The organism is Paenibacillus sp. FSL H8-0280 (genome assembly GCF_045040665.1).
GTDB lineage: Bacteria > Bacillota > Bacilli > Paenibacillales > Paenibacillaceae > Paenibacillus > Paenibacillus xylanexedens_A.
On the sequence record NZ_CP150296.1, the window covers coordinates 3,027,369 to 3,040,077 of the forward strand.

The window sequence follows — 12,709 nt, forward strand, 5'->3', positions numbered from 1 at the left end:
GATATGGTGACATATTGGCGAATCTGGGTGGTACCACGAGAGTTCAATCTCGTCCCTGAGACTATTGTCTTGGGGATGGGATTTTTTGGTTTTTCCGGGGTGTGACTACACGCTTTGGAATTGCCTGAATAGTGTTAATTAGGAAGTCAATTTCATAATACGTTTTTAGTGAGTTATGAAATTGATTTGAAGAGAAGAATCACTTAAACCGAAAGGAAATGATGATTGAATGTCAGCAAAATTGAAAGTTGGTATCGTCGGAGGAACAGGAATGGTGGGTCAGCGTTTTGTGGACCTGCTCGATCAACATCCATGGTTTGAAGTAACAGCTATTTCTGCAAGCGCCAATTCGGCAGGTAAAACATATGAAGAATCCGTACAAGGCAGATGGAAACTCGCAGTTCCTATTCCGGAAGCTGTGAAGAAAATCGTTGTTCAGGATGCTTCCCAGGTAGAGGCGTTTGCCAGCCAGGTTGATTTTATTTTCTGCGCGGTTGATATGAAAAAGAATGAGATTCAAGCGCTTGAAGAGGCTTATGCCAAAACAGGAACACCTGTCGTGTCTAACAACTCGGCTCACCGCTGGACGGCAGATGTACCAATGGTTATCCCTGAGATTAACCCGGGACATCTGGACGTGATTGAAGCACAGAGAAAACGTCTGGGTACCAAAACCGGATTTATTGCTGTAAAACCAAACTGCTCGATTCAGAGCTATGTGCCAGCACTGCACGCCTTGCGTGAGTTCAACCCGACTCAGGTTGTCGCTTCCACGTATCAAGCAATCTCCGGAGCAGGTAAAAACTTTACCGACTGGCCAGATATGCTCGATAATGTCATTCCATACATCGGTGGCGAAGAAGAGAAGAGTGAGCAGGAACCACTGCGGATCTGGGGCAGCATTGAAAATAATGAGATCGTCAAAGCATCGGCTCCATTAATTACAACACAATGTATTCGTGTACCGGTAACGGATGGGCATCTGGCTACCGTGTTTGTAAACTTTGAGAAAAAACCAAGTAAAGACGAAATTCTGGAGCGTTGGTTGCAGTTCAAAGGCCGTCCGCAGGAACTGGCTCTGCCAAGTGCACCGAAACAATTCATTACGTACTTTGAAGAAGAGAACAGACCGCAGACAAAACTGGATCGTGATATTGAACGCGGAATGGGTGTCTCCACAGGCCGACTGCGCGAAGACTCACTCTACGATTACAAATTCGTTGGATTGTCCCACAACACGCTCCGCGGAGCGGCAGGTGGTGCGGTTCTGATTGCAGAACTGCTAAAAGCTGAAGGATATATTCAACCGAAATAAGTGCAAAGGCATCATGAGCAGCAGATTTCTGAACAGGAATTTCATGAAAACCATCACTTGTTGATGGTTTTTTGTATTGTGAACAGGGACCAGAAAATGGGCAGGAATAGATTAAAGAGATTCCAGCAGAGGGTTGTAGTGGCGAAAAACGCCGACAATGTTGTCGGCGTTTTTTACTCAGGCTCATTTAGATATACATAATGTAAGAAATAGCCTATATGTTTAGAACATACGTGAGCTATATCATGTGAAGTTTAAGATACTATGCTAGTTTGCTGCTTCATAGCAGCTGCTGGGCACTGAGCCGAAACCTCGGCTTCAGGAAGACTGCGACTTTTTAAACGGGATGCAGGACAACTCCCTTCTTCTTCACGCTTGGTTTCCCAATTGACCGGGTTGGTCATATCCGGGATGCGCTGCTCCAAAATGGCCTGATATTGACGTGCTTTCTCTTCCAAATGGGCTACGCGGCTCTTGGCCTCTTCAAGCTGAATCAGCGCCGCTTTCCTTATACTCCATCATAAGTGCGAATCGCTGCGAAACGGTTGAATCACCTTCGAGGCAGAGATCGACGTATGTTTTAATATTTTCAATCGGTAAACCTGTCTGCTTGAGGCATTTGACGCCATGTAGCCAATTGATGGATTCTTCATCAAACACCCGAATATTATTTTTATTGCGTTGAATGCTCGGAACCAAGCCTTTATCCGTGTAAAAGCGAACAGCGTGCTCTGTGAGTCCCGTAAGCTGGGCAGCATCCTGGACAGTATACATATGTACTCCTCCTTCTAAAAAAATATTGGAGACCGCTTGACTTCGTGTAAGACGAAGGAGCTAGGGTTATTGTAACGCAAGTCGGCCGGAAGTGGAATCCTCGCTTCGTTGCTGAATTTCAGGAATACGTGACCACTTGCGATTCACAATTGAACCATAGGAGGAATTGAATATGCAAACTGTAACCTTGAACAATGGAGTGAAAATGCCGATTATTGGCTTTGGTGTCTACCAGGTTCCCGATGCTGATGAATGTGAGAACACGGTATATGAGGCGCTGAAGGCCGGTTACCGCCTAATTGATACCGCGGCCGGTTACCTAAACGAAGAAGCGGTTGGACGTGCAATTAAACGCAGTGGCATAGCGCGGGAAGAACTTTTCATCACGACCAAGCTTTGGATTCAGGATGCAGGATACGAAAGTGCCAAGAGGGCGTTTGCCAAATCGTTAAGTAAGCTTCAGCTCGATTATCTGGATATGTACCTCATTCACATGCCGTTTGGTGATTACTACGGCGCATGGCGTGCGATGGAAGAACTATACCGTGAGGGCAAGATCAGGGCTATCGGTGTCAGTAACTTCCTACCTGACCGCCTGATGGACCTCATCGTCCACAACGAAGTTGTGCCTGTCATCAATCAGATCGAAACTCATCCGTTTCAACAGCAGGTCGACAGCGCTGTTTTTATGAAAGAACAGGGGATACAGCACCAGTCATGGTCCCCGTTCGCCGAAGGTCGCAACAATTTGTTCAGCAACGAAGTCTTGGTTTCCATTGCCGAGAAACATAACAAATCCGTCGCCCAGGTTGTACTGCGCTGGCTTGTGCAGAAGGACGTTGTTGTTATTCCAAAATCAGTACGCAAAGAGCGGCTTATCGAGAACTTCGATATTTTCGACTTTGTACTAAGCCCGGAAGAGATTGCAACCATTTCCACACTGGATACCAAGGAAAGTCTATTCATGAAGATTGACGACCCTGAAGTTGCCAAGATGCTGGGCAATATGAAAGTGGATTTGTAGCCAGGAACTGATTACTAGGTTTACGAAACGTAGCATTATCGTAGCACTTGTAGTAATAAAAGTAATCCAATGCAAAACGCCGACAATCATGTCGGCGTTTTTTAATCATCCAATATTTTGTTAGGCGGCAGATGTCTTATCCGACTTTTGCAGAAGCTGAGATCGACGACCGAGCAGATAACCTGTCAGGGAAGCGAGCATCTGCTGGAATACCATGCCAAGCACAACCGGGACAGCAACTGGTGGCGGAAAATACGAAACAGCGAGTACTGCACCTGCGCTGATATTACGCATGCCTCCATTGAACACCAGAGCGACCTGATCGGCCTCGTTCCAGCCCAGCAATCGGGCGATGAAGTAACTTAATGCATAACCGAATGATGCCAGGAAAATAATGATGACCGCTAGACCAGCCAACTTCCAGTTGAAATCGGCCAAATAGGGTGCAACGACAGATCCGTTAATTGCAACGACTGATGCCATGAACAATTTGGACAACGGATTTAACCTTGGTCCCCAGACCTGGACAATGGCGCCTTTGGTCCACTCATTCAAAAGCATACCGAGCAGGGATGGCACCACAATCATCCAAAACAGGCTGCTCATCATGGCTGCCGTATCCAGTGTGACACTGGTTCCGATTAACAGGGATAACACCCCGGGCACTACGAAAGGAGCAAGCATGGTATCAATCAGGATGATGGAAAGCGTAAGTGCGATATTGCCCCGATAGATACTGACCCAGATGAAGCTGCTTATTCCTGTCGGAATTACGGCTGCCAGAACCAGGCCTGTTATGGTGTACGCATCTGTAGGGAAAACCAGATGACCCATACCGAGAGCAATTAGAGGCATCGCCAAATGCAAAATAAACAGACATACAAACAGGGGGAACGGCTTCTTCAGCACGTTCACAAAATCCCGTATCCCAAGACTGATACTTCCAGCGAACGTCATGAACGCAAAAAGCCAAGGGGATAAAAAGGTATAAGAAGAAAGAAAACTCCCGCATAACACGCCAATAATAATGCTGATTGGGGTAATCAGTGGCATGATGCGGTTCAAGCGTTGGTTCAAGGCTTGAAGCATAATCATGACATCCCTTTACCGTGTGATTTTACTATTATACATCTTAATAACGTTGGTTGCAGACCCATTTGCAATGAAGCAGTCTGAACAGGTATCATGGACTTGGAACAAAGATTCAGATTAGGAGAAAGGGAGATGATCATGTTTATAAGAAAAAGAAAGCACACATTAATGATGACAGGCCTTATTGCATCAAGTATTCTGCTGATTTCAGCCTGTTCTGTCGTGGAACAAGCTAATCAAAGTTTAAATTATGTGAGTGGGGCTACTGATTATATAGAACAGGTATCAACCGCCGGGGCTGATCTGCAAGAGCTTGCATCGGGTGCGGTGAACAATCCGGAGATTACAACGCAGATTCAGGAGAAAATCGATCTGATCCAAGCAGAAGCAAGTGAATTTTCTCAACTGACCGCTCCTGCAATAGGAGAGAGCATTCATGAGAATCTGGTTAGTTACAATACTCAATTAACAGAAGTTGTGGGCAATTTCGAGAATACAATTGCAGAGCAAGGTTTTACGGCAGAAAATTGGGAGAAGACAGGCATTCCTGAACTGATTACCAACATCAATAATTTGAAAGATCCGCTTAGCGGACTTCAGGGTGAATAAATTGAATTGTTCTTAGCACATTAAGACAATCCAGTTTGGAATCGAATACTTGAGAAGGGCGAGATATCGGAATGATTGAATTACCGTTATGCTCGCTTTTTTTATTTTCCGAAAACGGATGCATATTTAATACCACAGGAGCTAGACTATATCATGTAAATATAAGATCTATATGACATTTATCTCATATTTATGTGAAGATGATCTATGGTTTGACAAGGTTGGGACAGAGGCGTATGATATGTATATAAGTTAATAAAATATAGTTACTTACTATAAGTTATGAAATACACCTAAATATATTTTACCAAAGGAGAGCTGAGTCATGACGGAGCACAATGGAAAAGTAATTATTATTACAGGTGGAGCCAGTGGTATTGGTAAAGAAACAGCACTTCAACTTTCGGATCAAGGTGCGACTATTGTTGTCGCTGACTATAATGAAGACGGAGCGAAGAAGCTTGCGGCAGAGATTGAAGCAGCAGGCGGAACAGCGGGAGCGTACAAAGTGGATGTATCCAAAGGGGACGAGATCAAAGCCCTGATCGACTGGACCGTAGAGCAATATGGTACGTTAAGCGGTATTTTCAATAACGCAGGCATTGGACTTGTGAAGCCATTTCTGGAGATGGACCCGGAATCCTATCACAGAGTCATTGATGTAGACCAACACAGTGTGTACTATGGCATGTATTATGGCGCGAAAAAAATGGTTGAATTGAATGTACAAGGTACCATTGTAAATACAGCTTCGATCTATGGAAGTGTTGCCGCAGTAGGCAGCTTCAACTACAATGCAGCCAAAGCTGCTGTTGTTATGATGTCCAAATCCGGTGCACTGGAACTTGCTGAACATGGAATTCGTGTAGTTGGTGTAGCACCTGGCTTTATTGAAACACCGATTCTGGGTGATGACAAAGCCATGAAGGATGCACTTGCTACTCAACATATGCGTGGAGAGCTTATTCAACCGGAGAAAGTAGCCAGTGTGGTTACATTCCTGTTCAGTGATGCAGCAAGTGCAGTGAACGGTACAACCGTAGCCGTAGATGATGGATTCCTCAGCTTCAAAACCAAATAAAATAAAGTAAGCAACCCTTTTAAGATGAAGGGAACTCATCTCAAAAAAACAGAAAAAACGGTGCAGAACGATTTATTCGTTTTGCACCGTTTTTGTATTTTCATTATAAAGTAATCATGGCATATGAGATGTAAATAAGTTTGTCGAATCATCCCGAAATTTCAGAGATCGTGATACAATTAACAAGGCTATAGCTTTTTATCATTTTGTGGTGTCATAGACAATTCGAACGCCGAGAGAGCCATAACTCTCTTCTTTGTAATGACATTGAGAACAAGTTTTGGTCGAGCACAACGCATCGTTATGAACTTGTAATTTTTCGTTGCACTGTGGACATTTATTTTCAAAAAGAGTCTTCAACACGTTAAACATGCTTAATCACTCATTTCGGATTAATTTACTTGGTTTTCATTATAACGGATTATATTCACCTTGTATAGCACTTTTGAGTGGTATCGAGATGAGATTTATATTGCACGAAAGGAAGGGCATAACCGATGGATCTTCTGCTTTTTGTCATCATGTTTATACTGGGTCTGGTCGGTTCATTCTTCTCCGGTTTGTTGGGTATTGGTGGGGCCATTATCAATTATCCGCTACTGTTATATGTTCCATCCTGGATGGGACTGGAGCCCTTCTCAGCACATCAGGTATCTTCGATTAGTATGTTTCAAGTGTTTTTCGCTTCACTTGCCGGTGTGATTGCATTCCGCAGAAAAGTAAAAACGGGTAGAAGTGGTGGGGCGATCGTTCACCGCGGTTTGGTGCTGTACATGGGCTCCAGCATTCTTGCTGGCAGTCTGATTGGTGGGTTCATATCCGGTCATCTGGACGGAAGGGTTATTAATCTGATCTATGGCATTCTGGCAATTATAGCGATTGTGCTTATGCTGATTTCCGGAAAGGGAAAGCTAGATACCTCAGATCCACTGGTGTTTAACCGATGGATTGCCGCAGGTACTGCTTTTGCAGTAGGAGTTGTGTCTGGAATTGTTGGTGCGGGTGGTGCCTTTATCCTTATTCCCATCATGCTGACGATTCTCAATATCCCCGTACGAACAACGATTGCTTCTTCACTGGCGATTGTATTTATCTCCGCAATCGGCGGCGTTATAGGGAAAATTACGGGTGGAGACATTCCGATGGAACCCATCATCTATACGGTGATCGGCAGTCTGCTGGGGGCATCCCTTGGTTCACGGGTTAGTTCGATGATCAATGTGAGGGTACTTCGATATGCATTAATCGTACTTATCGCCATCACAGCGGTCAAAGTCTGGTCTTCCATTCTGTAAAATCACGTATATGGAAATGAACAATGACGATTTCGTAACCAAACGGTTGGATCGCCGTATAAAGGTTATGAACATGAGCTGAAGCGTTGGATACACGATCAAATGAGTTCAGTTTTCGTCCATGGAGCACCTCATCTCCTTTCATGGATACATGTTTAACATTAATAGAAGTTGAGGTATCCACCCTATGAATAACGTACTTACAGAACAGGCTGATGCAGGATATCGGCTAGCTGAACAGAAAGCGTCTCAGTATTTCACTTCTCTTAGGCAGCAACTTATGGATAATACGTATACAACAGCACTTACCCAAGATATTCATGTATGGCAAAAAAAACATATTCATCGTTTTAACTGGCTTTCTCTTTTATCACCTAGCAAAAGAAAACCGGATCCCCGGGATGTTCATAGATATATCCACTGGCTGAATACTACAGGAAAGCTGGATGATTACCTGGATCGGAGTATCTCCTATATTTATATGCGGGATCTGGGGCAAGCCCTTGATTCACCGGGTACGCAGGCCCGAATTCAGAACGTTGTCCAGAATACCAAAAAATACTTTATGGGCTCTGCTACTGGGCGCAAAGGACAGCCTGATTATATCAGTCTGGCTGCGTTGTACCGGTGGGGACAGAAGGAGCACATTGAAACGGCTGTCATCTGGGTGATGAACAAATTAAAGAATGTAGCATCCAACATCCCGAAGGAGCTGGATGCAGAGCAGGCACAGCGGAAGCTCATCAAGATCATTCTCGGCGTGGTCCTTCATGTGGACGATGAGATGAATGAGCAGACGCCACCTGAAGAACGTGCCCGGAGATTTGATGCGGCGATTCGACTTGGTTATTCGTACGGTTTGACATATCCATTTGTGGATGACTTGCTGGATTCACAGGCTTTGACTGTTCAAGAAAAAGAACAATATTCCCTGATGATACGCGATGCACTTCTTACCGGGGTCGTACCTGATCTGGGGGAGTGGAAAGGCAGCAACCTTGAAGTGATTGAATATGTACATTCCGAGCTTCGGGAAGCATTTGAGTACATCAAGAACTACCAGCATCCAGAGAAACAGCGCACGTTTTTAGAGCAATCCTATGTGTTCTTTCAGTCTCAGGAGATCGATCGCAACAAGAAATTAGCCAATGCGAATTATACCAATGAAGAATTGTACATTCCGATTATTATCAAATCTTCTTCTTCCCGATTAATCGTCCGGTCTGTTCTCAGTGCGCCGGAGGATGAAGGATTTGATCTACGGACGTTCTATTACGGGATATATAATCAGTTGGCAGATGATTTTGCCGATATGTTTGACGATATGGAAGAAGGGGCAGTAACTCCGTATACGTATTATTTGAAGTATCGAGATTTGCGCCCTGATCTGATTAATCCATATGAATTGTATTGGGCAGTCATCTCTCATCTAATCCATGATGTTTACAACTCGGATGCCAAGACCCGTGAGGTCATACTGGATCGCGCGATCAACGGGCTGAAGCGTTGTAAAGAACGGTTGGGGCAGCAGAAATATGATGAAGTGATGACGATCATTGCCTCTGGGCAGCCTGAATTCAATCAACTGGTTCAACAGATGGTGCGAAAAGCGGATGACGTTGATTTCCTTGATAAATTGTTACGGGATCAGGTTGTGCTTCAATTGAAAAATGACAAGCAGGAGAAAGAGGAGTTCAAGCAGACCATTCGAACGGTTCGCGAACAGATTAATGTGGAGTTGCAGATTGCAAAGCCCGGTGGACTGCATGAGATGAAAGAAACGCTAATCGATGCAGCCAATTATAGTTTGCAGGGAGACGGAAAGAGGCTACGCCCCATATTAACTTGGGTTATGGGTGTGCGCGAGTATGGTCTACCTGAATCATCCATTGTTCCGCTGTTAAGATCATTGGAGTACATGCATACCGCTTCCCTGATCTTTGATGATCTGCCTACGCAGGATAATGCTTCGACAAGGCGTGGACGTTCCACGCTGCACCATGTGCACAATAGTGCCACAGCAGAGCTTACCGGTCTATTTCTTATCCAGAAGGCGATTGGAGAGCAATCCTCATTGGATCGTTTTGATGCGGCGACCGTGCTCAAACTCATTCAGTATTCGGCTGAAAAAGCAGAGGATATGTGTATGGGGCAGGCGATGGATCTGAACTCCAAAGGCAAGGCATTGACGCAGGAGCAGTTGAACATGATCTGTTTTTACAAAACAGGCATTGCCTTCGAAGCTGCTCTGGTTATGCCAGCGATACTTGCCCAAGTGAAGGAACCGGAGATGGCTACGCTGAAAAAGTTCGCTTATCATGCGGGGATCGCCTTCCAGATCAAGGACGACTTGCTGGATTTCGAGGGAAATCACCTCATTCTTGGGAAACCTGCAGGTCAGGATGAGCGGAACAACAATTCAACCTTTGTGTCTATTCTTGGTGATGAAGGCGCGAAAAAAGAGATGTGGGAGCATTATTGTCTTGCTACAGATGCATTGAACGAGATGCCGAAACCTATTCCCTTCTTAAGACATTTATTGGATTATCTCGTAGGGCGGGAGCGCTGAACCATTTTCTCGCAATTCCTTGCAACATATGACTTATAATGATATATAATTACAAAGTTCGGGATTCCATGTGGATGGATTCCGGGCCTTGTTTGGTTTTAAAGACACAAATCTCTTAAAAAGATTTGTTTCAACGGCTAAATTTCTGGGTATTAAGCAGGTATTGTGTTTTAAAACGGATTAATTGTTATGAAGTAAATTAAATTAGGCCAAATTTATATTTCGACAATCTTTATCTAAAGTATATATACCAAAAGGAGAGCTTACAATGCAGGTTCAAAAGGTCGATCATCATGAATTGTTCGAGCAGATCTATAACCAAGCACCTATTGGAATTGCACTCGTTGCTCCAACAGGACAATGGATGAAAGTGAACCCTGCTTTTTGCTGCATGCTAGGTTATACAAGTGATGAATTAATGGATCTCAGTTACCAGGATATTACGCATCCGGAGGATTCACCACAAGATGTGATCTGTAGTTACGAGCTACTTGAAGGGAACTCAAAAGAAAATCAATACGAAAAGCGTTACATCAATAAAAATGGTGACATCTTATGGACCTCATTGAATGTTTCATTAGTTCGTAGCGAAATTACGGATGAACCTATTTACTTTATTTGCCACATTGTTGATATTACTGACCGTAAAATGTCTGAACAAAAGCTTCTGCATACTGAAGAGATGTTCAAACTTATTACGGATCATGCTCAGGAGATCATCTATATTGCCGATCAGGAGGGTGTTTGTCGATTCTGCTCACCCTCAGTTCAAGGTTTACTGGGTTATTCGCCAGAAGAAGTAATTGGTCAAAATAATGATGCATATTTCCACCCACAAGATCTGGAACGGATTTCACAGATGGACTTGACCAAAGGTAATCTGTTGAATACTAGGGTCCGTCATAAAGATGGGCATTATCTGTGGTTTGAAACCACATACAAGGTCTTTGATGATGCTGAGCATGGACAGCAGATTCTTTCAATTGGACGAGATGTATCAGAGCGAAAAAAACAAAAGGATATCAGTGCTGAGGCTGAACGTATTGCCTTAATTGGTAGTTGGGAATGGGATATGGTCAAAGACCACATTACATTTTCAGATCAGATCTTTGAGATTTTTGAACTTGAACGCACCTGCAAACCATATCGTATAAGTGATGTTTTTGATATTATGGATGCTGAAGAAATAACCTCTTTACAAAAACATATTACAAGGGTAAAACAGGGTGAACCGCTTGATTTTGAATACAAACACATCAGCTCTGATGGAAATGAGAAGTATCTTCACCTGCGTGGATTGATTACGCTTGATGAGCATCGTCAGCCAGTCCAGCTAAACGGAACGCTACAGGATATCACGGAACGCAAACGCATCGAATTTAAATTACAGGAATCTGTGGAGCGATACACTTCGCTTAAGAAATACAATCATGACGCCATTATCTCATTTAACATGGATGGTAACATTATGAATGCGAATCCAGTAGCGGTGAAAATGACGGGCTGTCCCGTGGCTGAAATGATCGGCACAAGCATTAGCAGATTTATCGGAGCCGGTAATCTGGGTCTGATTCTGGGCAGTAATTATGAGATGGCTGAAAAGGAGATCAACGCTGTTCGGCACACAGATGGATTTGAGACAGAAGTCTTGGCTACGCTTGCTCCAATCATTATTAATAAATCCAATGTCGGGTTTTACCTGATTGCGAAGGATATTACGGAGCAGAAAAAACTGCTTGTAGCCAAAGAGACAGCTGAGAGAATGAACAAGGCCAAAAGTGAATTTTTGGCGATGATGAGCCATGAAATTCGCACACCTATGAACGGTGTCATTGGAATGACGGATTTGCTTCTGGATACTCCTGGACTTAGCGGGGAACAAAAGGAATATATCGAAATTATCCAGAAGAGTGGAGACTCCTTGTTGGCCATCATTAATGATATTCTTGATTTTTCCAAAATCGAGTCAGGCAAAACCGATCTGGTAGAAGATCCTTTTGATCTCGTAGAAATCGTGACCGAGACGGTGCAAATCGTAAAACCACTGGCTCGTGAAAAAAAGCTGGATGTTCGCATGTGCGTAGAAGATGCTATTCCAACTCCGGTGTATGGTGATGCTTATCGTCTTAAACAGGTACTTACCAATATCATCGGCAACGCAGTCAAATTCACTTCAGAAGGTGGCGTGGAAGTTAAAGTGGGAGTTAAGGAGCAGTGCGGCAATAACGTGCAGCTTTATTTTCAGGTAAAAGATTCGGGTATTGGCATTCCGGCTGAGAGGAAACAACAATTATTTGAACCTTTCTACCAACTGGACAATTTTATGACCCGCAAACCTCAAGGTACCGGTCTTGGCCTTGCCATTAGCAAGAAATTGGTGGAGCTTATGCACGGAAAGATCTGGATCGAGGAATCGGATGAACCAGGTACAATATTTATATTTACCGCCCAATTTATATTAAATAACGGTGAAGAGAGCAACAGGTTAGATCAACAGCAGAAGAAAAGCAGAACATCAGCTTTACGAATATTAATCGTAGAAGACAATGAAGTGAATCAGCTCGTCCTTAGCAGAATCGTTGAGAAAAAAGGGCACTTCGTGGATCATGTGGCGGACGGTGTTGAGGCGGTCGAGGCGGTCAAACATAATTTATATGATATTGTTTTCATGGATGTGCATATGCCAAGGCTTAATGGATTCGAAGCGACAAAAGCGATTAAAAATGCTTTGCACCCCGAGAGTTGTCCATTCATTATTGCAGTAACTGCAAATGCCGTAAGAGGAGACATGGAAAACTGCTTGAAGGCAGGCATGGATGCGTATGTCAGCAAACCGATAAAAATCGAGTCCATTATGCAAGCATTGGAGAGCTATTACATCAAAAATAATCTCTGAACGAACTAAAAATGGATTCATGAGCAAAAAAAGCTGCTAGCTTATCATAAATAG

8 protein-coding genes, 1 pseudogene and 1 other annotated feature (1 of these 10 running past the window's edge) are annotated in these 12,709 nt (G+C 43.7%); of the genes and pseudogenes, 7 read left to right on the forward strand and 2 right to left on the reverse strand.

The window, feature by feature from the left end; all coding sequences use genetic code 11:
* Window positions 1–60: a binding site (T-box leader), on the forward strand; it begins 217 nt to the left of the window's first position.
* Between the two features lie 169 nt (window positions 61–229).
* Window positions 230–1,315, forward strand: coding sequence for an aspartate-semialdehyde dehydrogenase (asd, locus tag MHI12_RS13550; RefSeq protein WP_091031038.1), 1,086 nt, complete (start codon window positions 230–232; stop codon window positions 1,313–1,315).
* A gap of 254 nt (window positions 1,316–1,569) precedes the next feature.
* On the opposite strand, the pseudogene MHI12_RS13555 reads toward asd, so the two are convergent.
* Window positions 1,570–2,089 (reverse strand): annotated as a pseudogene (locus tag MHI12_RS13555) (MerR family transcriptional regulator).
* A gap of 172 nt (window positions 2,090–2,261) precedes the next feature.
* Between MHI12_RS13555 and MHI12_RS13560 the strand changes: the two are divergent.
* Window positions 2,262–3,113: an aldo/keto reductase gene (locus MHI12_RS13560; protein ID WP_405172661.1), complete on the forward strand. Its 852-nt coding sequence runs from the start codon at window positions 2,262–2,264 to the stop codon at window positions 3,111–3,113.
* A gap of 120 nt (window positions 3,114–3,233) precedes the next feature.
* On the opposite strand, the gene MHI12_RS13565 is transcribed toward MHI12_RS13560, so the two are convergent.
* Window positions 3,234–4,202: a bile acid:sodium symporter family protein gene (locus MHI12_RS13565; RefSeq protein ID WP_341007224.1), complete on the reverse strand. Its 969-nt coding sequence runs from the start codon at window positions 4,200–4,202 to the stop codon at window positions 3,234–3,236.
* A gap of 135 nt (window positions 4,203–4,337) precedes the next feature.
* Here MHI12_RS13565 and MHI12_RS13570 point away from each other — a divergent pair, with 135 nt between their 5' ends.
* The 5 genes from MHI12_RS13570 (at window position 4,338) to MHI12_RS13590 (ending at window position 12,655) form a co-directional block, all read left to right on the forward strand.
* The gene (locus tag MHI12_RS13570; protein WP_341007226.1) at window positions 4,338–4,814 is read left to right on the forward strand and encodes a DUF6376 family protein; all 477 of its coding nucleotides are present in this window, start codon (window positions 4,338–4,340) and stop codon (window positions 4,812–4,814) included.
* A gap of 325 nt (window positions 4,815–5,139) precedes the next feature.
* On the forward strand, window positions 5,140–5,895 hold the full coding sequence (locus MHI12_RS13575) for an SDR family NAD(P)-dependent oxidoreductase (RefSeq protein WP_133384598.1): 756 nt from the start codon (window positions 5,140–5,142) through the stop codon (window positions 5,893–5,895).
* 497 nt (window positions 5,896–6,392) lie between these two features.
* On the forward strand, window positions 6,393–7,190 hold the full coding sequence (locus MHI12_RS13580; RefSeq protein WP_405172662.1) for a sulfite exporter TauE/SafE family protein: 798 nt from the start codon (window positions 6,393–6,395) through the stop codon (window positions 7,188–7,190).
* 187 nt (window positions 7,191–7,377) lie between these two features.
* Window positions 7,378–9,759, forward strand: coding sequence for a polyprenyl synthetase family protein (locus MHI12_RS13585; RefSeq protein WP_341007228.1), 2,382 nt, complete (start codon window positions 7,378–7,380; stop codon window positions 9,757–9,759).
* Window positions 9,760–10,027: 268 nt separating this feature from the next.
* The gene (locus MHI12_RS13590) at window positions 10,028–12,655 is read left to right on the forward strand and encodes a PAS domain S-box protein (protein WP_405172663.1); all 2,628 of its coding nucleotides are present in this window, start codon (window positions 10,028–10,030) and stop codon (window positions 12,653–12,655) included.
* The last annotated feature ends 54 nt before the right edge of the window (window positions 12,656–12,709 follow it).